The sequence below is a fragment of the Pseudomonas sp. NY15435 genome, from assembly GCF_048068295.1.
In the GTDB taxonomy this organism is placed as follows: Bacteria; Pseudomonadota; Gammaproteobacteria; order Pseudomonadales; family Pseudomonadaceae; genus Pseudomonas.
The window spans coordinates 450,614-470,893 of sequence record NZ_JBLUQA010000006.1; the positions used below are offsets into that span (position 1 = coordinate 450,614).

A 20,280-nucleotide genomic window follows, 5' to 3' on the forward strand; every position below is an offset into this window, starting at 1 on the left:
TGAAACTCCAAAAGTCTTTAAAAGCCAGGGGCGGGCGAGACATTGGCTCTTCGTAGGAGCGAGCTTGCTCGCGAACCGCACCAGCGCAGGAGCCGCCGGTGAGTTTGTTCGCGAGCAAGCTCGCTCCTACACAAAAGCCACAAGCCCATACAGTTTCCCTGTGATTCTGTACCTGTCGGCCGCCGGGGCGCGCCTCCTATACTCCGGGGACCTTTTGACTGGAGCGTCCCGTGCAGCAATCCCGGCCGTTCGCCCTCGCGTGCCTGGTGCTGGCCATGGCGCTCTGGGGCAGTTCGTTCATCGCGTTGAAATTCGCCTTTCAGGAAATGCCGGCGATGTGGGTGATCTTCGCCCGTATGGCGCTGGGCAGCCTGATCTTCCTCGCCGCCTGGCGCTGGCGCGGGCGCATCGACTACCGACCCGGCGACTGGAAGTGGCTACTGGCGCTGGCCGCCTGCGAGCCCTGCCTGTACTTCATCTTCGAGTCGCTGGCGCTGCAGCAGACCAGCGCGGCGCAGGCGGGAATGATCACCGCGCTGCTGCCCCTGCTGGTGGCGGTCGGAGCCTTCTTCCTGCTGCATGAGAAAATCGCCCGCAACACCTGGCTGGGTTTCGCCCTGGCGGTGCTCGGCTCGCTCTGGCTGACCCTGGCCAGCGAGCCGGACAGCCATGCGCCCAACCCGCTGCTGGGCAATTTCTACGAACTGCTGGCGATGCTCTGTGCCACCGGCTACACCCTGTTGCTCAAGCACCTGTCGGCACGCTATTCGCCCTTCATCCTGACCGCCATGCAGGCGTTCATCGGCTCGGTGTTCTTCCTGCCGCTGGCGCTGGGCACCTCCGGATTGCCGCCATCGCCCGGCCCGACCGGCTGCTTCTCACTGATCTACCTGGGCAGTGTGGTCACCGTTGGCGCCTATGGTCTGTACAACTTCGGCGTCAGCCGCCTGCCGGCGAGCCAGGCGACCGGTTTCATCAACCTGATCCCGGTGTTCACCCTGATCTTTGCCGCACTGCTGCTGGGTGAGGTGCTCAGCGGTCAGCAGGCATTGGCCGCCGGCCTGGTGTTCGCCGGCGTCGCCCTCAGCCAGTGGCGCAGCGCACCGCCCACGTCGCCCGCCGGTGTGCTGGACTGAACCTATTGAACCGCTTGCCCTGCCAGGAGAACGACACCATGGCCGCCCAGGAACGCAGTTGGACCCGCGAGGCGATCCGCATCATCGAAGCGGATTTCCAGCGCAGCGCCGATACCCACCTGATCCCTCTGGACATGCCCGGCCTGCCGGGTGTGGACCTGTACTTCAAGGACGAATCCAGCCACCCCACCGGCAGCCTCAAGCACCGCCTGGCGCGCTCGCTGTTCCTCTATGCGCTGTGTAACGGCTGGCTGAAGCCGGGCGCTCCGGTGATCGAGGCGTCCAGTGGTTCGACGGCAATTTCCGAGGCCTATTTCGCGCGGCTGCTGGGCGTACCGTTCATTGCCGTGGTGCCGGCCAGCACCTCGAAGGAGAAGATCGCGCAGATTGCCTTCTATGGCGGCCAGAGCCATCTGGTGGATGACCCGACGCAGATCTACGCCGAGTCCGAGCGCCTGGCGAAGGAAACCGGCGGCCACTTCATGGACCAGTTCACCTACGCCGAGCGCGCCACCGACTGGCGGGCGAACAACAACATCGCCGAGTCGATCTTCCAGCAGATGCGCCATGAGCGTTTCCCCGAACCTTCCTGGCTGGTCTCCAGCCCCGGCACCGGCGGCACTCTGGCGACCCTGGGGCGCTTTGCCCGCTATCGGCGGCATGACACGCGGGTACTTTGCGCCGACGCCGAGCGCTCGGTGTTCTTCGATTCCTATAAAACCGGTGACCGCGATCTGACCCTGAGCTACGGCTCGCGCATCGAAGGCATCGGCCGCCCGCGCGTGGAAGCGTCGTTCCTGCCCAATGTGCTCGATGCCTGCTGCAAGGTGCCGGACGACCTGTCCCTGGCTGCCATGCATTACCTGGCGCAGCGCCTGGGGCGGCATGTCGGCGGCTCCAGCGGCACCAACCTGATTGGCGCGCTGCTGGTCGCGCGGCAGATGGTGGCGCGGCGCGAGAGCGGCTCGGTGGTGGCGATCCTCTGCGACAGCGGCGAGCGCTACGAGACCACCTACTACAACCCGCTGTGGCTGATTTCCCAAGGCTTCGACCTCGATCCGCTGATCGAGGCGGTGCGCCAGTGCGCCGAGCACGGCGCGGCGCTGCCCGGCGATCTGCCCTGTATCGGACTGGACTGATTCATCTGGAGCGAAGCATGAAGACCATTGGCCTGATCGGCGGCATGAGCTGGGAGTCGACCATTCCCTATTACCGACAGATCAACGAACGCATCAAGGAACGCCTGGGCGGGCTGCACTCGGCGAAGGTCGCGCTGTACAGCGTGGACTTCCACGAGATCGAGCGTCTGCAGCATGCCGGCGATTGGGACGCTGCCGGCCGTGTGCTGGCTGACGCGGCCCGCTCGCTGAAGGCGGCGGGCGCGGATTTCCTCGTGCTCTGTACCAACACCATGCACAAGGTGGCGCCGGCAATCGAGGCGGCCGTGGATATCCCGCTGCTGCATATCGCCGACCCGACCGCCGAGGCGATCCGTGCGGCTGGCGTTTCCACCGTCGGCCTGCTGGGCACGCGCTTCACCATGGAACAGGCGTTCTACAAGGATCGGCTGGTGGACAGGTTCGGGCTGAAGGTGCTGACCCCGAGCGAAGCCGACCGCCAGGTGGTGCACCGGGTCATCTATGAGGAGCTGTGCCTGGGGCGGATTCGCGACGAGTCGCGGGATGAGTACCAGCGCATTATCGCCGCACTGGTGGAGCAGGGCGCCGAGGCGGTGATCCTCGGCTGTACGGAGATTTCCCTGCTGGTCGGCCCGGCCGATGCCGCGGTGCCGCTGTTCGACACCACGGCACTGCACGCCCTGCACGCGGCCGACGCAGCCCTTTGAGGAGATACGACAGCATGAGCTTCATCAGCCTGAAGGTTCGCGCCGCATTCATCATGCATGGCTATGACGAGCAGAACCGCGAGGTGATCGAGCAGGTTTCCGACCCGGATTTCGTCGAGAAGCTGGTGCGCGTTGAGCGCATTCAGTCGATCAGCGAGAAGTACGTGCTGGTGACCGCCAGCGATGGCCGGCTGGCCTATTGGGAGTACGACGAGGAGTTCGCCGCACTCAAGGCACGGTTGGCGGCGGCGGGGCTGCTCGTTTGAATCAGCCGTGTGCGCAGGAGCGGACTCTGTCCGCGATGGCTCCGAATCGCGCGGATACCGATCGCGGACAGAGTCCGCTCCTACGCTGTCTGAAAACCTTGTGCGGGTCGATCAATCGCCGCTGGAACCGCCCGGATAGGCGCAGCCGCGCATGACCTTGTCGTCCAGGCGCAGTTCGGCCGAGAGGTTGCTCAGGGCGCCGCTCATGTTGTCCTGGCAGCGCGCCGGGGCGATCCACAGTTCGACCTTCTCGCCGTTGGCTTCGCTGGAGTAGCTGGTGCTGCCATCGGGTACACCTTCGGCGATATAGGGCAGCACCAGGGATTCCTTGCCCGGCTGCTCGATCAGCATGCCCTGGCTGTTCACCAGCACGCTCCAGCCCGGCTCGTTGCCGTGGGCGCGGACCACCGCGCGCTTGAAGTTCGGGTCGTCACAGCCGGCGCCTTCGTTCTGCAGGCGATAGACCTTGGCAACTTCCAGCTTGCCGTCGGTGCCCTGCGCACTGCTGCCGCTGAAGCTGCCGCGCAGGTCGGCGAACAGCGAGATGGCGCCGTCGTTGAACATCTCCAGCGCATCGCGCGGCAGGCCGGTGTTGCCGGTGTCCTCGATGCTGAAGCGGCGCTGCTCGGTGCAGCTGCGGAACACCAGCTTGCCGTCCAGCCTGCTCAGTTCGCCCTGCAGACGGGTGGAGGCGTTAAGATCGGTCTTGTCCGGCGTCCACACCTGGCAGGCGGCGAACAGGGGTAGCAGGCTGAAGAGGATGAAACGGCTGGATCGCATGAAACGGGCTCCCTCGAAAGTGGGCCCACGTTACCCAGCGAAGCCGGCCATCTCAAGGGCAATGCCACGAGCGAGGAGAATTTCGGATGATTCGTTGCAAGCGCGCCTACGAACCGGCGACCAAGGCCGATGGTCAGCGGGTGCTGGTGGACCGTCTGTGGCCACGGGGGATTCGCAAGGAAGACCTGTACATGGAGTACTGGGCCAAGGATGCCTCGCCGTCCAACGAATTGCGCCAGCGCTTCCACCATGATCCGAGTTTGTTCGAGGATTTCCGCAAGGCCTACCACGGCGAGCTGAACGCCCACCCGGAACACTGGATGGGCCTGCTGGACCTGGCGCGCAAGGGCACGCTGACGCTGCTCTATGCGGCCAGGGACGAGGAGCACAACAACGCCCGGGTGCTGGCGGAGTTCCTCGAGGATGAGCTGCAGAAGCAGGGGGAGGGAAGTTCGCCGGTGTGCTATGCAGGCAAGGCCGAGTAGGGGCGGTTCGCGAGCAAGCTCGCTCCTACAGAAAAACCTTCGCCGGGACTTGTAGGAGCGAGCTTGCTCGCGAACCAAGGCCAACGACCGACGCAGAATGTAGGGCGTATAACGTCCGACGTTATACGCTGTATGACCTGGCCTCCAGCGCGCTCCGAGTGGGCATTGGCAGCGCTACCGAGCCACGGATTATCGGCGTACAACCGCGAACGGTTGTACGCCCTACGTCAGCGGACGGGGTGGGGGCGTTGGTTTACCAGATCTTGTACACCTGACCGCTCTGCTTGCCTTCCACGCTGCGGGCGAAGCCCAGGGCGGCGTCGGCGGCCGGCACCGGCCTGAAGCCTCGGAAGAACGGTGCATAACCCTCCATCGACTCTACCAGCACGTTCGGGCTCACCGCGTTGATCCGCTGGCCACGCGGCAGTTCCAGGGCGGCGCTGCGAACGAAGCCTTCCACTGCGCCGTTGACCAGGCTGGCCGAGCTGCCCAGCACGATGGGCTGTTCGCTGAGGATGCCGGTGGTGAGGGTGAAGGAGGCGCCGTCGTTGGCGTACTGGCTGCCGATCAGCACCAGGTTCACCTGGCCCATCAGCTTGTCCTTCAGACCGATCGCCATTTCCGCTTCGCCCATTTCCGAGAGCGCACCGAAGTGCACCTTGCCGGCGGCGCTGATCAGCGCATCGAAGCCGCCAATCTGCTCGAACAACGCGCGGATCGAGGCGCTGTCGGTGATGTCCACTCGGTAATCGCCGCTGTTGCGGCCGACGCGGATAATCTCGTGGCGCGGGGCCAGTTCGTTGGCGACCGCCTGGCCGAGTGTGCCGCTGGCGCCGATCAGGATGATTTTCATGAGGCTCTCCACTGAGTGGTTTGGCTGAAAGTGAATTCAGTCTAGAGTGGACTTCTGTTTTGATAATCAAGCCAATCGACAACATTTGGTTTTCATATGGAAACAATCGCCAGCGACCTGGAAGACCTTTCCGCCTTTGCCGTGCTGCTCGAATGCGGCAGCTTCACCCGCGCGGCAGAGAAGCTCGGCTGCAGCAAGGGGCAGCTGTCCAAACGGATTTCCGCGCTGGAGCAGGCGTTGGGTGCAACGCTGGTGCACCGCACCACCAGACGCCTGTCGCTGACCGCTGCCGGTGCCGCGCTGCTGCCTGAGGCCCAGGCGCTCAACGCCCAGGCTGCGCGGGCGCGGCAGGCGGTGCTGGCGTTGCAGGAAGAGGCTCAGGGCAAGGTGCGGCTGAGCGTGCCGGTGTCCCTGGGCGAGACCTTCTTCGATGCCTGGTTGATGGAATTTTCCCGCCAGTACCCGGACATTCGCCTGGAGCTTGACCTGTCCAACGATCGTCGCGACCTGGTCGCCGACGGATTCGACCTGGCGATCCGCTCAGGCAGCCTGGCGGTGGACGAGCGCCTGGTGGCGCGGCCGTTGTTCGCCTTGCAGGAGCTGACCTGCGCGACGCCGGCCTATCTCGTCGAACACGGCGCACCCGAAGTGCCGGCGGATCTGGCGCGGCATTCCTGTCTGCAGAACACCCACTATCAGGACAGCGATGTCTGGCTCTACCAGCGGCACCACGAGCTGTTTCGGGTGACGGTGAACGGCCTGCTGGCCAGCAACCACTACACCCTGCTGAAGAAGGCGGCGCTGGCCGGCGCAGGGATCAGCCGGCTGCCGTCCTACATGATTCAGCAGGAATTGGCTGATGGCAGCCTGGTCTGGCTGCTGCGCGACTACCAGACCCGGACTCAACCGGTGTTCCTCATCCACCCTTACCAGAGCCGCCTGCCACGTCGCACGCAGCTGCTGGCGGACTACCTGTTGCGCTGGTTCGAGCGCAGCCGGATGCAGTTGGTCGCCCTCGAGGGGTGACCGTGGATTCGTTCAGCCTCGTTCAGCGATGGTTCAGAGAGGGTTCAGGGGAAGTTCAGGGACCGATCGTTAGGCTTTCACCATCACTTTTGAGAGCCTTCCGAGGACACCACCATGAACCGTTCCACTCTGCTGCTGACTGCCCTGTTCACCAGCGCCGCTCTGCTGAGCGGCTGCGCTTCCAACCTGTCGGGTTCTTCCTACTCCCGTGCTGACGCTCGCGCCGTGCAGAACGTGCGCATGGGCACCGTCGAATCCCTGCGTCCGGTGCAGATCGAAGGCACCAAGACGCCCATCGGCACCCTGGCCGGCACGGCAATCGGCGGCATCGCCGGCAACTCCATCGGCGGCGGCCGCGGCAAGGCCATCACCACCATTCTCGGCGGCGTCGCTGGCGGCGCAGCGGGCTCGGCCGTGGAGGAGGGCATCACCCGCACCCAGGGCGTCGAGATCGTCGTTCGCGAGGACGATGGCGCTACCCGCGCCTATGTCCAGGCGGTCGACTCCCAGCAGTTCCGCGTTGGTGATCGCGTTCGCATCATGTCCGTCAACGGCGCCAGCCGCGTGACCCTTTGAGCTGACGCGGAGATCCCAGCATGCGCCGTTTGTTGATCGCTCTGTTGCTGACCGTCGGCTGTGGCACCGCCATGGCCGATGACGACGGAGGCTTCTGGTACCTGCAGACCAGCGTCTACACCACCCACTGGACCAACGATCCGGAGCACAACAACCACCAGGAACTGATCGGCCTGGAGCGCAACCGCGCCGATGGCATTGTCTGGGGCGGCGCGACCTTCAAGAATTCCTTCAGCCAGCGTTCCAACTATGTCTACGCCGGCAAGCGCTTCGACTGGGAAGGTACGCCGTTCTACGCCAAGGTCACCGGTGGCGCGTTGCAGGGCTATCGCGGCGACTACCGCGACAAGATTCCGCTGAACCGCTACGGCGTGGCCCCGGCGATCATTCCTTCGGTCGGGGCGCATCTGGGGCCGGTCGGTGCCGAATTCGTGGTACTGGGCGGCTCGGCGGCGATGGTCAATGTCGGCGTGCGCTTCTGACCTTTCTGTCAGTCGAAATGAAACGGGCCGCGATGCATGTGCATCGCGGCCCGCGTCGTTTCTGAAGGAGGAAAGTGTCAGGCGGTAACGTCCTTCAGTGCCTTGTCGAGGCAATCGATGAACAGCTCGGCGTGTTCCTGCTCGAAGGCCAGCAACGGGCGAATCTTCAGGATGTTCTCCAGCGGCCCTGCCGCGCTGATCAGTACCCCGCGTTCGCGCATCGCGTTGACCACCTGGCGGGTCTGGTTGGCGGCGGGAGTTTTGGCGGCGCGATCCGACACCAGCTCGACACCGAGGAACAGCCCCGCGCCGCGCACGTCGCCGATCAGCTCATGGCGCTCGGCCAACTGGCGGATGCCGTTGGCGAGGAAGGCGCCGATGCGCTGGGAACGCTCCTGCAGCTTCTCATCACGGATCACGTCGAGCACCGCCTGGGCTGCCGCGCAGGACACCGGGTTGCCGCCGAAGGTGTTGAAGTAGCGCACTTCGCGGCCGAAGCTTTCGAGGATTTCCGGGCGCACCACCACGCCGGCGATGGGCTGGCCGTTGCCCATGGGTTTGCCGAGGGTGACGATGTCCGGTTGCACGCCGTGGCGCTGGAAGCCCCACATGGCGTCGCCGGTACGGGCGAAGCCGCTCTGCACTTCGTCGGCGATGTAGAGCAAACCTTCGTCCTGCGCGACCTTCACCGCTTCGGCGAGGAAGCCGGCCGGGCCTGCCAGCACGCCGTCGCTGGCGAAGATGCCGTCGAGCAGCAGCGCGGCGGGCTTGATGCCGTGGGCGCGCAGGTCGGCGATGGCGGCGCGTACGTCATCGGCGAACAGCTTGCCGACGTTCTCCGCACCCAGCCGATAGGTGTCCGGCGCAAGCACGGTGCGTGCGTGGGCGGGAAGGGTAATGCCGGCGCCGAGGGAGGGCGACAGCTCGGAAATGGTGCCGGTGACGCCGTGATAGGCGAAGCGGGTGATGATCACCCCGGTGCCGCCGGTGTACTGGCGGGCGATGCGCAGCGCGAGGTCGTTGGCCTCGCTGCCGGTGCAGGTGAACATCACCTGGTCCAGGCCGTCGGGGAAGGTGGCGAGCAGGTCTTCGGCGTAGTCGAGGATACCTTCCTGCAGGTAGCGGGTGTGGGTGTTGAGCACCGCGGCCTGCTCGGCGATGGCCTGCACCACGCGCGGGTGGCAATGGCCGATGGAGGCGACGTTGTTGTAGGCGTCGAGGTAGCGGTTGCCCTGGTTGTCGTAGAGCCACACGCCCTCGCCGCGCACGGTGTGCAGCGGGCGCTCGTAGAACAGCCGATAGGCCGGGCCGAGCAGGCGCGCGCGGCGCTCGATCAGGCGGCGTTCCTGTTCGCTCAGACGCTCGGCGTCGGCAGCGCTGAAGCCGTTGGGCATGGTCATGGACGGGGCTCCTCTTCTTTCTTGGCGACTCGACAGGCCGCGATGATCTGCTCTTGCGCCTGTTCTCGGCTGAGGCCGGCCAGCCCTTGCAGGCTCTGCCAGGCGTGGCGGGTGTTGCGCAGGATGTAGTCGCGGTTCTCGGGGTGCAGGCTGGCGCGCCAGGCGGTGATGCTCAGGGTCATGATCAGGCGCGTGGCGATCAGGTCGGCGAGGATTTCCTGTTCCTCGTCCAGCAGCGGGCAGCGGCGATGGTAGGCGGCGATCATCTCGCAGGCGCTGGCCAGCGGCGCGTCCGGTTCGCCGACCTGGTAGGCGGCGGCGACACCGAGGTCGTTGATCAGGGGCGCGTGAACCATGTCGCCGAAGTCGAGAATGTTGCGTACCCGGTCCGGGTGCTGCGCGTCGACGATGACATTGTGCGGGTTCAGGTCGTTATGAATGACCTGGGTGCGCAGAGTGGCCTGGCGTGGCAGGGCGTGGCGCTCGAAGTTATCGAGGAAGCGCTCGACCAGGGCGCGCTGATCGCGGTCTTCGATGTAGGTCAGCAGGTTGCGCAGACGCGAGGCGTGCTTGAGGTCCCAGAGCAGCTCATGGCCGGCGGTGGCGGGGTGCTCGAAGCCCTTGAGCGCCAGGCCGAGGCGGGCCAGGTCGTCGCCCAGGTTCTCACGCAGAGCGCGGCTGCGTTGCGGGACGCGGTGCAGCGGAACGCCGTCGACGAAGGAGAACAGCCGGGCAATCATCGGCTGGCCATCGACGGTGAGGGAAATCTGGTGTTCGCCGTTCAGCGAGGGATAGACGCGCTGCACTGCCAGCGTCGGGTCCAGGGCCTCGACGCGCAGCAGGGCGCGGGTCTGGAAGTCCACCACCTGCGGGTCTTCCAGCGGGTGGGAGAGCTTCAGCAGGCGGTCGTCGCCATGGCCGTGGGCGATGTGGAAGTTCAGGTCGCGTTCGCCGGCGAGGCGGTTCAGTGTGCCGCGCTGGCCGAAGAATTCGTCGGCGATGGCAGCGGCCTGGGCGTCGCTCACCTGAGCGGGGGCCGCTTCCAGCAGGTGATCGTGGACGGGAGCGGTGTTGAGGGGCACGGGTACATCTCCAGCAGGGTTCAGCGGGTACAACAAGGTTCAGCGGTAAACGGTCTTGCGGTGGCGCCCGCCCGGCGCAGCGCCGGGCGGGTGCGGCGGGCTTACTTGCTTGCCCAGGCGTTGAAGCGGGTTTCCAGTTCCTCGCCGTGGTCGATCCAGAACTCGGTGTCCATGGCGCGCGCGTTCTCCAGGTTCTGCGGCGCAGTGGGGAGCTTCGGCGCGATGGCGGCGTCGATCAGCGGAATGGTGTTCTTGTTGGTCGGGCCATAGGGGATGTTCTCGGCGAAGACCTTCTGGTGCTCAGGCTTGTTGGCCAGGGCGATGAACTGCTCGGCCAGGTCCTTCTTCGGGCTGCCTTTGACGATGGCCCAGTGGTCCAGGTCGTAGATGCTGCCGTTCCACTGGATGGCGAAGTCACGGCCTTCCTTCTGCGCGGTGGCGACGCGGCCGTTGTAGGCTGATGTCATTACCACGTCGCCAGCGGCCAGCCACTGCAGCGGTTGCGCGCCGGCTTCCCACCACTGGATGTACGGCTTGATCTCGTCGAGCTTCTTGAACGCGCGGTCCACGCCTTCCTTGGTGCCCAGCACCTTGTACAGGTCGGCCTGTTTCACGCCGTCGGCTTCCAGGGCGAATTCCAGGGTGAACTTGGCGCCACGGCGCAGGCCGCGCTTGCCCGGGTATTTCTTCACGTCCCAGAAGTCGGCCCAGCCGGTGGGCGCGCTGGCGAGCTTCTTGGCGTCGTAGGTGAGCACCGTGGACCAGATGAAGATGCCCACACCGCAATCGCTCACGGCGGCATCGAGGAAATCGCCCTGCTTGCCGAGCTTGGACCAGTCGAGCTGCTCGAACAGGCCTTCGCTGCAACCGCGCATCAGTTCCGGGGACTCCACCTCGACCACGTCCCAGCTGGTCTTGCCGGTGTCGGCCATGACCTTGATCTTGGCCATCTCGCCGTTGTACTCGGCGCCCTGGACAGTGACCTTGGCCTGCTGCTCGAAGGGTTTGTAGAAGGCCTTTTCCTGGGCCACCTTGTTGTCGCCACCGAAGGACACCACGGTCAGTGTCTCGGCGTGGAGCTGGGCGGCGCCGCCGGCCAACATCATCAGTGCTATGGCTTTCTTGAACATGCGATGACTCCTGAGCGGGCCAATCCGGCCCATGAATAAGAGGGCAGCTTCAAGAGTGGGGCGATGCGCCGGACCAAGCTGGAAGGCCGGCTGGCAGTGCCCTCGGACATCAGGGAGAGGAACGGGCGGAACGGGTGAAGTCGATCATGGGAAGTTGCTCCGTTTCTTGTTGTTGTTCGGATAGCTGGTTGGAGGACCAAGCTGGGCCGATTAAAACATCTTCCAAAACATGATGCATCATGTTTTTATTGGCGCCATTGGTCCACGGACGCAAACGAACAGCGCGCACTTGATAAAGGGAATGCATCTATGAACCAGACCCGTACCTTGCTTCTCACCGGCGCCAGCCGCGGCATCGGCCATGCCACGGTGAAGCATTTCAACGCCGCCGGCTGGCGCGTGTTCACCGCCTCGCGCCAGGACTGGAGCGCTGAATGCCCCTGGGCAGAAGGGCTGATCAACCACATCCACCTGGACCTGGAGGACATCGACAGTGTCCAGGCCAGCCTGCCGATGATCCGCGAGAAGCTTGGTGGCTCGCTGCACGCCCTGGTGAACAACGCCGGCATTTCGCCCAAGGGCCCGGAAGGTGAACGCCTGGGCGTGCTGGGCAGTGACTACGCGACCTGGTTGAAGGTGTTCAATGTCAACCTGTTCTCCACCGCGCTGCTGGCCCGCGGCCTGTTCGATGAACTGAAGGCGGCCAAGGGCTCGGTGATCAACGTCACCTCTATCGCTGGTTCCCGTGTACACCCGTTCGCCGGTGCCGCCTACGCCTGCTCGAAAGCCGCACTGGCGGCCCTGACCCGCGAGATGGCCCACGACTTCGGCCCGCACGGCGTTCGGGTGAACGCGATTGCGCCAGGGGAGATCGATACGGCCATCCTGTCCTCGGGCACCGAGCTGATCGTCGAGCGCGACATTCCCATGCACCGCCTGGGCAAGCCAGAGGAAGTCGCATCGCTCATCCACTTCCTCTGCACCAGCGGCGCGTCCTACGTGAACGGCGCGGAAATTCATGTCAACGGCGGGCAGCATGTGTGAAACCGGCTGGCATTCGGCGCGATCAGCGACCATCATGCGCGCCCGAATTCCGCACCACGCGATGAGACGGCCATGAACTACCCGATCGAAGGGCTCAATCATTCCTACCTGGGCAGTGGCGTGTACGCGCTGCTGCGCGAGGCGCTGATCACCGGCCGTTTCAAGCCGGATGATCGCCTGCGCATCCGTGACCTGGCCCAGCAGTTGGGCACCAGCGTCACCCCGGTGCGCGACGCCATCCTGCAACTGGCCAAGGAGCAGGCGCTGGTCCTCAAGACGCCGCGGGATATCCGCGTGCCGTTGCTGACGCGTGAGCAGTACCTGGAGATCCGCAGCATCCGCGTGGCGCTCGAAGGCCTTGCCGCCGAAACCGCCGCCGAACGCGCCAGCGGCGGGCAGCTCGACGAGTTGGAGGCCAATATTCGCGAGAATCTCGACGCGATACACGCCGATGACCTGGTGCTGGCGCTCAAGCTCAACCAGGCCTTCCACTTCGCCCTGGCCGACATCGCCGGCATGCCGCTGCTGCGCGCCTTCCTCGACAGCCTGTGGATGCGTACCGGCCCGCTGATCGCCCAGGCCTATGCCGACTTCAACGAACGCATGGCCATCGAGCACCACTGGGACGTTCTGCGCGCCCTGCGCGAGCGCAATGGCGCCGCTGCCCGCGAGGCTATCCACGCCGACCTGCTGGACGGCAGCGAGAAGATGCTGGAGTTCATCGCCCAGAACGAAGAGCCGGAGCAGGAAGCGGGCTGACCGATCTCGGCGCGCGGATGTCAGACCGGCCGTCTTGTAGGAGCGAGCTTGCTCGCGAACCGCTTGGCGCGGAGGCGGTCGGCGAAATCCTTCGCGAGCAAGCTCGCTCCTACAGGCTCACTATCGACGCGTTTCACTTCTTCAGGCAGCGCCACCGCTTTGGGTAGGCGAATGGCCTGGCTGCGATTGCTCTGGAAAATGGAGCCTTGTTCCATGACAGACCTCCCTAGAGACTCCAGTGAAAGAGGAGGCCTGGCTGTAGGAGCGAGCTTGCTCGCGAACAGTCTCACCGATCAGTTCGGCGTTGCACGGTTCGCGAGCAAGCTCGCTCCTACAGGCTCCCTATCGACGCGTTTCACTTCTTCAGGCAGCGCCACCGCTTTGGGTAGGCGAATGGCCTGGCTGTGATTGCTCTGGAAAACGGAGCCTTGTCCCATGACAGACCTCCCTAGAGGCTCCAGTGAAAGAGGAGGCCTGGCTGTAGGAGCGAGCTTGCTCGCGAACCGCTTGGCGCGGAGGTAGTCGGCGAAGTCCTTCGCGAGCAAGCTCGCTCCTACAGGCTCACTATCGACGCGTTTCACTTCTTCAGGCAGCGCCACCGCTTTGGGTGGGCGAATAGCCTGGCTGCGATTGCTCTGGAAAACGGAGCCTTGTTTCATGACAGACCTCCCTAGAGGCTCCTGTGAAAGAGGGGTCTGGCTGTAGGAGCGAGCTTGCTCGCGAACAGTCTCACCGATCAGTTCGGCGCTGCACGGTTCGCGAGCAGGCTCGCTCCTACAAGTCTCGTGTCAGACCGCGCCGTCCTTGCGCAGCGCCGCGATGGCGGCTGCGTCGTAACCCAATCCGGAAAGCACTTCGTCGGTATGCTCGCCCAGCTTGGGCCCGATCCACTCGGCGCTGCCGGGCGTGTCGGAGAGCTTGGGGACGATGCCGGGCATGCGGAAAGGCTTGCCATCCGGCAACTTGGCCGAGAGGAACATCTCACGGGCGAGGAATTGCGGGTCGCTGAACATGTCCTCGGCGGAGAAGATGCGGCTGGCCGGCACTTCGGCTTCGTTGAGCACCTTGAGCACGGTGTCCAGCGATTCGGAGCGCGCCCAGCGGTCGATGATGCCGTAGAGCTCGTCGCGCCGCGCATCGCGGCCGTCGTTGCTGGCCAGGGTCGGGTCTTCGGCGAGATCGAGGCGGCCGATGGCGGTCATGAAGCGGCGGAAGATGGCGTCGCCGTTGGCGGCGATCTGCACGTGCTTGCCGTCGGCCGTGGTGTGCACGGAGGAGGGGGTGATGCCGGGCATGATGTTGCCGGTGCGTTCGCGGATGAAGCCGAACACGTCGAACTCTGGAACCATGGACTCCATCATGGCGAATACCGCCTCGTAGAGCGCCACGTCCACCACCTGGCCGGCGCCGCCGTTCACCTCGCGGTGACGCAGTGCCATCAGCGCACCGATCACGCCCCATAGCGCGGCGATGGAGTCGCCGATGGAAATGCCGGTGCGTACCGGCGGGCGGTCCTCGAAACCGGTGATGTAACGCAGCCCGCCCATGGACTCGCCCACTGCGCCGAAGCCCGGCTGGTCCTTGTAGGGGCCGCTCTGGCCGAAGCCGGACAGGCGCACCATCACCAGTTTCGGATTCAACGCGTGGATCACGTCCCAGCCCAGGCCGAGTTTTTCCAGCACGCCGGGGCGGAAGTTCTCGATCAGGATGTCCGCTTCGGCCAGCAGCTTCTTCAGCACCTCGCGACCGGACTCGTGCTTGAGGTTCAGGGTCAGCGAACGCTTGTTGCGCGCCTGCACGAACCACCACAGCGAGGTGCCCTCGTAGAGCTTGCGCCACTTGCGCAGCGGATCGCCGCCATCGGGCGACTCGACCTTGATGACTTCGGCGCCGAATTCCGCGCACAGGCGTGAGGCGAAGGGGCCGGCGATCAGAGTGCCGAGTTCGATGACCTTGAGGCCGGCGAGGGGTTTGGCGGTGCTGTTCATCGGTCTGTCCGATCAGAGAGGAATCGCCGGACTCTAACGCTTGTGCGGCGCTTCGAACAGGCCGCCGGGCAGACGCCTGGCAACGGCGCTTTGCGCCGACCTTTGGCACGCGTAGAGTAGCGACATTCAAGGATGTTTCTTACTTCAGCTCGCCCGTTTTCGGACAGGTACACCGTGATGCGTTCGCCTATTTGCAGACAGCCCCTAGGCCTGGCGGCATTCCTCGACGAGTGCGCGCAGGCGGGTGGCGAGGGGGCTGCATGACGCTGAACCTGCCGACGCTGGTTGTCGTCGACCTCTACGTGCTGACCCTGGTCGGTGTGCTGATGGCGTTCGCCTGGCACAGTGGCCGCCGCGATCCAACCCTGGGCTACATGAGTGCCGCGCTGCTGCTGGGCGCTGTAGGTACTTTCCTTGCCACCTTGCGCGGCATGGGGATCGACTGGGTAGCGATCCTGGTTGGTAACGTCATTCTGCACCTGTGTTCGGCAATGACCTGGACGTCCATGCGCGTGTTCGCCGGGCGCAGGCCGCACTGGCTGCTGATAGGTGCCGGGGCAACCTTCTGGGCGGTGCTCTGCCTGGTCCCCGCCTTCCATGAATCACTTGCCGTGCGCATCGCCGTCAGCACGGGGCTTACCGTCATCTATTGCGCTGCGGCCATCGGCGAGCTGTGGCGAAGCCGGCAGAAGCTGGAAGTCGAGCTGCGTCCGACCCTGACGTTGCTGCTGTTCCATACCCTGGTCTACGCGGTACGCCTGGTGGTCGACCGCGGCATGCCGTTCGAGAGCGTGGCCAACAATGGCCAGGGCTCGACCTTCTTCACCTTCCTGGTCTTCGAGACCATGCTGTTCGCCATCGGCATCGCCTTCGCCACCCTGGCGATGGTCAAGGAGCGCGCCGAACTGCAGTTCCGCAGTGCCGCCCTGAGCGACCCGCTGACCGGCGTGGGCAATCGCCGCGCCTTCATGGAAACCGGCGAGCGCCTGCTGCGGCTCTGCTCGGAGCGCGGCGAACAGGCCTCGCTGCTGCTCTGCGACCTGGACAACTTCAAGCGCCTCAATGACTCCTTCGGCCATCCCGCCGGTGACCGCGTGCTGGTGGAGTTCAGCCGCATCACCGCCTCGCGGATGCGCAAGCACGACCAATTCGCCCGCATCGGTGGCGAAGAGTTCGCCTGCCTGCTGGTGGGCGCCGATACCGAGGGTGCGTGCCAGGTGGCTGAGCGGGTGCGTCGCGAGTTCGCCGAGCTGCCGTTCATGGCCGAGGGCCAGCTCAGTGTCAGCATTGGCATCGCCACCAGCCGCGAGGCCGGCCATGACCTGTTGCGCCTGCTGTCGCTGGCCGACCAGGCGCTCTACGCCGCCAAGGCCAAGGGCCGCAACCGCATCGAGCTGGCCGCGCCGGAGCCGGGAACCGACCGACGTCCGCGCACTTGACCCACGGCGCCGGCGCTTTCGCGGTAGACTTGCCGCCTTCGAAAATTCGCCGGGAACCCCCATGGCCCTGTCCGCCACGCCCTACAAAGCCGATATCAGCCTGACCGACCTCGACCGTGGGGTCTACGAGACCCTGCGCTTCACCGTCGCCCGCCATCCCTCGGAAACCGAGGAGCGCCTGGCGGTGCGCCTGCTCGCCTATGTCATCTGGTACAACGAGCAGCTGGCTTTCGGACGCGGCCTGTCGGACGTGGAAGAACCCTCGCTCTGGGAAAAGAGCCTGGACGACCGCGTGCTGCACTGGATCGAAGTCGGCCAGCCGGACGCCGACCGCTTGACCTGGTGCTCGCGCCGCTGCGAAAAACTGACCCTGGTCGCCTACGGCAACCTGCGCGTGTGGACCACCAAGGTGCTCGACAGCGTGCGCCACCTGAAGAACCTCAACGTCGTCGCCATGCCCCAGGAAGCGCTGGAGGAAATCTCCCGCGACCTGCCGCGTTCGATCAACTGGACCGTGATGATCAGCGAAGGAACCATCTTCGTCACCGACGAGCGTGGCCAGCACGAGCTGCAAGTCGAATGGCTGATGGGCGAGCGCTGATTTGCGCTAGCTGCGCGTCGGCCCGGCTGCGTTGTGAACAGGCGCGGGCCTGCTCATTTGCTGCAGCAAACTCCGCGTCCCGCGCCTGTTCGCGCCTTGCCGTGCTCTAGCTCGCAAGGCGCAAGACCCAGTACAAAGGAATAGTTGGACTTCATGCGCATCGAATCCCGCCCCCTCCCGCAAACCCTGCCCAACCTGGGTGACCTGCCGCCGCTGCTGACCCGCCTCTACGCCGCCCGTGGCGTGCAGAGCGCCGAAGAGCTGGACAAGGGCCTGGCGCGGCTGATCCCGTACCAGCAGCTCAAGGGTGTGGACGCGGCGGTGGAACTGCTGGTCGATGCGCTGGAAAAGGGCCAGCGGATTCTCTATGTCGGCGACTTCGACGCCGACGGCGCCACCGCCAGCAGCGTCGGCGTGCTGGCGCTGCGCATGCTCGGCGCGGCCTGGGTCGATTACCTGGTGCCCAACCGCTTCGAATATGGCTACGGCCTGACCCCGGAAATCGTCGCCGTGGCGCTGGAAAAGCACCCGGAACTGCTGGTGACCGTGGACAACGGCATCTCCAGCATCGACGGCGTAGCCGCTGCAAAGGCCGCCGGCCTGCGTGTGCTGGTCACCGACCACCACCTGCCGGGGCCGGAGCTGCCCGCCGCCGACGCTATCGTCAACCCGAACCAGCCCGGCTGCGAGTTCCCCAGCAAGGCCATGGCCGGCGTGGGGGTGATCTTCTACGTGATGCTCGCCCTGCGTGCCCGCCTGCGTGAACGCGGTTGGTTCGCTGCGCGCGGCATCGCCGAGCCGAACCTTGCCGAACTGCTCGACCTGGTGTCCCTGGGCAGCGTCGCCGACGTGGTGCCGCTGGACGCCAACAACCGTATCCTGGTGCACCAGGGGCTGGCGCGCATCCGTGCCGGCCGTGCCCGTCCGGGACTGCGTGCGCTGCTGGAAGTCGCTGGGCGCGATTGCCGGCGGATCACCTCCACGGACCTGGGCTTCATCCTCGGGCCGCGCCTGAATGCCGCCGGCCGACTGGACGACATGTCCTTGGGGATAGAGCTGCTGCTCTGCGAAGACGAAAGCGTCGCCCGCGACATGGCGGTGCAGCTCGACCAGCTCAACCAGGACCGCAAGGCCATCGAGCAGGGCATGCAGCGTGAGGCGCTGGCCCAGCTCAAGGAACTGCCCGTGGAGGAGATGCCTTTCGGCCTGTGCCTGTTCGACCCGGAATGGCACCAGGGCGTGATCGGCATTCTCGCCTCACGCCTGAAGGAGCGTTACCACCGCCCGACCATTGCCTTCGCCGATGCCGGCGACGGCACGCTCAAGGGCTCGGCGCGTTCGGTTCCGGGCTTCCACATCCGCGACGCGCTGGATGCCGTGGCCGCCCGCCACTCGGGGCTGATCAGCAAGTTCGGCGGCCACGCCATGGCTGCCGGGCTGTCGCTACCGCAGGAAAACTTCGGTGCCTTCGCCGCTGCTTTCGATGCCGAAGTGCGCCGCCAGCTCGATGAAGAAGACCTTACCGGACGCCTGCTCTCCGACGGCCAGCTGGGCGCCGAGGAGTTCCACCTGGAACTGGCCCGCGCCCTGCGCCAGGCCGGCCCCTGGGGCCAGCATTTTCCCGAGCCGCTGTTCCACGGCATCTTCCAGATCGTTCAGCAGCGCGTGGTCGGCGAGCGCCACCTGAAGCTGGTGCTCAAGACCGAGTGCGGCTCGCTGCAACTGGATGCCATCGCCTTCAATATCGACCGCGAAATCTGGCCGAATCCCACCGTGCGCTGGGCAGAAGTGGCCTACAAGCTGGACGTCAACGAATTCCGTGGCAACGAGACCGTGCAGTTGATGGTGGCGCATATCGCGCCACGCTGAGCCGACTGGCGCTGACCTGCTTTTTGTAGGAGCGAGCTTGCTCGCGAACCCGGTCCCCGCAGCGGAGGCTGTTCGCGAGCAAGCTCGCTCCTACAGGATGATTCTGTGCTCGGGTCGGTCTTCAGGCTGTAGGGCTATTGCCCGTGGTTCGGCGTCGCGGCGACGGCGCGTAGGCGGCAGGCGCAGCGCCGGGTAAACTGGCGGCTAGCCCGCTACCCGCCGATTCAGGAGCTGCCGTGTCCCAAGATCATTCATCCCTGGCCGCGTTCGCGCTGGAAACCCCGGCGCCCCTGTATGCGCGGGTCAAGGAGATCATCCTGCAGCAGATCCGCAACGGCGTCTGGAAGCCCAACTCCAAGCTGCCTTCGGAAAGCGAGCTGTTCGCCCTGCTTGGCGTGAGCCGGATGACCATCAACCGCGCCCTGCGCGAGCTGACAATCGAAGGCGTGCTGGTGCGCCTGCAAGGCGTGGGCACCTTCGTCGCCGAGCAGAAGGGGCATGCGGCACTCTTCGAGATTCACAACATCGCCGAGGAGATTGCTGCGCGCGGGCATGAGCACCGTTGCGAAGTCGTGCTGCTGGAACCACTGGCTGAGGGCGCGACCCTGGCGATGCCGTTCGAGCTGGAAAACGTCCAGCGCATCTTCCATTCCGTGGTCGTGCACTACGAGAACGAAGTACCGGTGCAACTGGAGGAGCGTTTCGTCAATGCCGAGGTGGCGCCGGAGTACCTGCAGCAGGACTTCACCCGTATCACTCCTTACGCCTATCTGATCCAGCTGGCGCCGCTGACCGAGGGTGAGCACGTGGTCGAGGCGATCAACGCCGAAGCGGCCGACTGCAAACTGCTGCGCATCAAGCGTGGCGACGCCTGCCTGCTGATCCGTCGCCGCACCTGGTCGGCGAAGGGGCAGGTGGGGGCGGCGCGACTGGTCTATCCGGGGTCGCGCTATCGTCTCGAAGGTCGTTTCGGGCAGTAATCAGCCGTTATCCCCGCGGGGCGGAAAGTCCGCCCCGCTGTCTCTATTGGTGCACCGTTTTGTTACCCCTGTGCACCGCGCTGTTACTTTTTCTCCTCCCTTTCTCGCCGTCTTCGCTCGCTGCTGCCCGTGGCGAGGGGCGTCGCCTGCCTGCGCGTAAGATTTCTATCTATTTGAAATAAAACAACATTTTCGGCATGTGGCTGAGCTCCCGGCACGCCGTCAGCCTATTTGGCCCTCGCTTTGCATTAGCTTGTATATACAGGTTGATATAAGGTTTTACACTTATCAGGTGACAGTAGATGAGTACGGTAATGCCCGTTGCCTTCTATTCACCCGTTTCCGCCGCGCCGGACTGCCTTCCAGCGTGGTGCCACCCCTGCATCGAGGAAGTCCAGATGAGCTCCACCGGCCGTTACCGTGATACCGAAATCCGTGCCCCGCGCGGCACCCAACTGAACGCCAAGAGCTGGCTGACCGAAGCGCCGCTGCGCATGCTGATGAACAACCTCGACCCGGAAGTCGCCGAGAACCCGAA

General features: G+C 65.1%; 23 protein-coding genes and 1 pseudogene. 15 read left to right on the top strand and 9 right to left on the bottom strand.

The annotated features are described in order from the left end of the window. The first annotated feature begins 230 nt into the window (after positions 1-230). Genes ACNFH5_RS17495 through ACNFH5_RS17510 form a run of 4 tightly spaced genes read left to right on the top strand, consistent with a single transcriptional unit; the run spans position 231 to position 3,248 of the window. Entirely contained in the window at positions 231-1,136 is a 906-nt protein-coding gene (locus ACNFH5_RS17495) for a DMT family transporter (protein WP_416748035.1), read from the top strand. A 38-nt stretch (positions 1,137-1,174) separates the two neighbouring features. Next, a complete protein-coding gene (locus ACNFH5_RS17500) occupies positions 1,175-2,275 on the top strand; it encodes a PLP-dependent cysteine synthase family protein (RefSeq protein WP_416748037.1) in 1,101 nt (366 codons plus the stop codon). 17 nt (positions 2,276-2,292) lie between these two features. Then, a complete protein-coding gene (locus ACNFH5_RS17505) occupies positions 2,293-2,982 on the top strand; it encodes an aspartate/glutamate racemase family protein (protein ID WP_416748039.1) in 690 nt (229 codons plus the stop codon). A gap of 14 nt (positions 2,983-2,996) precedes the next feature. Then, positions 2,997-3,248 carry a hypothetical protein gene (locus ACNFH5_RS17510; protein ID WP_416748041.1) on the top strand — a complete coding sequence of 84 codons (252 nt, stop codon included), beginning with the start codon at positions 2,997-2,999 and terminating at the stop codon, positions 3,246-3,248. A gap of 111 nt (positions 3,249-3,359) precedes the next feature. Here the strand turns inward: ACNFH5_RS17510 and ACNFH5_RS17515 are convergent, their stop codons facing one another. Next, positions 3,360-4,028 (bottom strand): COG3650 family protein, encoded by a 669-nt coding sequence (locus tag ACNFH5_RS17515; protein WP_416748043.1) that lies wholly within the window; start codon positions 4,026-4,028, stop codon positions 3,360-3,362. A gap of 86 nt (positions 4,029-4,114) precedes the next feature. Between ACNFH5_RS17515 and ACNFH5_RS17520 the strand changes: the two genes are divergently transcribed. Then, a complete protein-coding gene (locus ACNFH5_RS17520) occupies positions 4,115-4,513 on the top strand; it encodes a DUF488 domain-containing protein (protein WP_416748045.1) in 399 nt (132 codons plus the stop codon). A gap of 253 nt (positions 4,514-4,766) precedes the next feature. Here ACNFH5_RS17520 and ACNFH5_RS17525 read toward each other — a convergent pair whose 3' ends face one another. After that, on the bottom strand, positions 4,767-5,366 hold the full coding sequence (locus ACNFH5_RS17525; protein WP_416748046.1) for a short chain dehydrogenase: 600 nt from the start codon (positions 5,364-5,366) through the stop codon (positions 4,767-4,769). A 96-nt stretch (positions 5,367-5,462) separates the two neighbouring features. On the opposite strand from ACNFH5_RS17525, the gene ACNFH5_RS17530 reads away from it, so the two are divergent. The 3 genes from ACNFH5_RS17530 (at position 5,463) to ACNFH5_RS17540 (ending at position 7,450) form a co-directional block, all read left to right on the top strand. Then, positions 5,463-6,392 (top strand): LysR family transcriptional regulator, encoded by a 930-nt coding sequence (locus ACNFH5_RS17530; RefSeq protein WP_416748048.1) that lies wholly within the window; start codon positions 5,463-5,465, stop codon positions 6,390-6,392. A gap of 114 nt (positions 6,393-6,506) precedes the next feature. After that, positions 6,507-6,968 carry a glycine zipper 2TM domain-containing protein gene (locus ACNFH5_RS17535; RefSeq protein WP_416748050.1) on the top strand — a complete coding sequence of 154 codons (462 nt, stop codon included), beginning with the start codon at positions 6,507-6,509 and terminating at the stop codon, positions 6,966-6,968. Positions 6,969-6,988: 20 nt separating this feature from the next. Continuing rightward, the gene (locus tag ACNFH5_RS17540) at positions 6,989-7,450 is read left to right on the top strand and encodes a sn-glycerol-3-phosphate transporter (protein WP_416748051.1); all 462 of its coding nucleotides are present in this window, start codon (positions 6,989-6,991) and stop codon (positions 7,448-7,450) included. A 77-nt stretch (positions 7,451-7,527) separates the two neighbouring features. On the opposite strand, the gene ACNFH5_RS17545 is transcribed toward ACNFH5_RS17540, so the two are convergent. The 4 genes from ACNFH5_RS17545 to ACNFH5_RS17560 all read right to left on the bottom strand — a co-directional run bounded on the left by ACNFH5_RS17545 (position 7,528) and on the right by ACNFH5_RS17560 (position 11,369). Next, entirely contained in the window at positions 7,528-8,850 is a 1,323-nt protein-coding gene (locus ACNFH5_RS17545; RefSeq protein WP_416748052.1) for an aspartate aminotransferase family protein, read from the bottom strand. Continuing rightward, complete coding sequence (locus ACNFH5_RS17550) at positions 8,847-9,932, bottom strand: phosphotransferase (RefSeq protein WP_416748053.1); 1,086 nt, start codon at positions 9,930-9,932, stop codon at positions 8,847-8,849. The genes ACNFH5_RS17545 and ACNFH5_RS17550 overlap by 4 nt, the downstream gene beginning before the upstream one ends. 101 nt (positions 9,933-10,033) lie before the next feature. Continuing rightward, positions 10,034-11,062, bottom strand: coding sequence for an ABC transporter substrate-binding protein (locus tag ACNFH5_RS17555; RefSeq protein ID WP_416748055.1), 1,029 nt, complete (start codon positions 11,060-11,062; stop codon positions 10,034-10,036). Positions 11,063-11,171: 109 nt separating this feature from the next. Then, positions 11,172-11,369 (bottom strand): hypothetical protein, encoded by a 198-nt coding sequence (locus ACNFH5_RS17560; protein ID WP_416748057.1) that lies wholly within the window; start codon positions 11,367-11,369, stop codon positions 11,172-11,174. 2 nt (positions 11,370-11,371) lie between these two features. Between ACNFH5_RS17560 and ACNFH5_RS17565 the strand changes: the two genes are divergently transcribed. Further along, on the top strand, positions 11,372-12,106 hold the full coding sequence (locus ACNFH5_RS17565; protein ID WP_024765199.1) for an SDR family NAD(P)-dependent oxidoreductase: 735 nt from the start codon (positions 11,372-11,374) through the stop codon (positions 12,104-12,106). Positions 12,107-12,178: 72 nt separating this feature from the next. Continuing rightward, entirely contained in the window at positions 12,179-12,865 is a 687-nt protein-coding gene (locus tag ACNFH5_RS17570) for a GntR family transcriptional regulator (protein ID WP_416748059.1), read from the top strand. A 20-nt stretch (positions 12,866-12,885) separates the two neighbouring features. Here ACNFH5_RS17570 and ACNFH5_RS17575 read toward each other — a convergent pair whose 3' ends face one another. The 3 genes and pseudogenes from ACNFH5_RS17575 to ACNFH5_RS17585 all read right to left on the bottom strand — a co-directional run bounded on the left by ACNFH5_RS17575 (position 12,886) and on the right by ACNFH5_RS17585 (position 14,853). Next, positions 12,886-13,080: a hypothetical protein gene (locus ACNFH5_RS17575; protein ID WP_416748061.1), complete on the bottom strand. Its 195-nt coding sequence runs from the start codon at positions 13,078-13,080 to the stop codon at positions 12,886-12,888. Positions 13,081-13,416: 336 nt separating this feature from the next. Beyond that, positions 13,417-13,524: pseudogene (locus ACNFH5_RS17580) on the bottom strand (AbrB/MazE/SpoVT family DNA-binding domain-containing protein); the annotation flags it as partial. Positions 13,525-13,653: 129 nt separating this feature from the next. Further along, positions 13,654-14,853, bottom strand: a complete 1,200-nt coding sequence (locus tag ACNFH5_RS17585; RefSeq protein ID WP_416748063.1) for a CaiB/BaiF CoA transferase family protein — start codon at positions 14,851-14,853, stop codon at positions 13,654-13,656. A gap of 260 nt (positions 14,854-15,113) precedes the next feature. On the opposite strand from ACNFH5_RS17585, the gene ACNFH5_RS17590 reads away from it, so the two are divergent. The 5 genes from ACNFH5_RS17590 to ACNFH5_RS17610 form a co-directional block, all read left to right on the top strand. Beyond that, positions 15,114-16,292 (top strand): diguanylate cyclase, encoded by a 1,179-nt coding sequence (locus ACNFH5_RS17590; RefSeq protein WP_416748065.1) that lies wholly within the window; start codon positions 15,114-15,116, stop codon positions 16,290-16,292. Between the two features lie 61 nt (positions 16,293-16,353). Next, the gene (locus ACNFH5_RS17595) at positions 16,354-16,893 is read left to right on the top strand and encodes a YaeQ family protein (protein WP_045209899.1); all 540 of its coding nucleotides are present in this window, start codon (positions 16,354-16,356) and stop codon (positions 16,891-16,893) included. Between the two features lie 153 nt (positions 16,894-17,046). Continuing rightward, positions 17,047-18,762, top strand: a complete 1,716-nt coding sequence (recJ, locus tag ACNFH5_RS17600) for a single-stranded-DNA-specific exonuclease RecJ (RefSeq protein ID WP_416748067.1) — start codon at positions 17,047-17,049, stop codon at positions 18,760-18,762. Positions 18,763-18,998: 236 nt separating this feature from the next. Next, positions 18,999-19,742 carry a histidine utilization repressor gene (gene hutC / locus ACNFH5_RS17605; protein ID WP_416748069.1) on the top strand — a complete coding sequence of 248 codons (744 nt, stop codon included), beginning with the start codon at positions 18,999-19,001 and terminating at the stop codon, positions 19,740-19,742. Between the two features lie 302 nt (positions 19,743-20,044). Further along, positions 20,045-20,280: hypothetical protein (locus tag ACNFH5_RS17610; RefSeq protein WP_416748070.1), on the top strand; the 236-nt coding region annotated here is incomplete at its 3' end.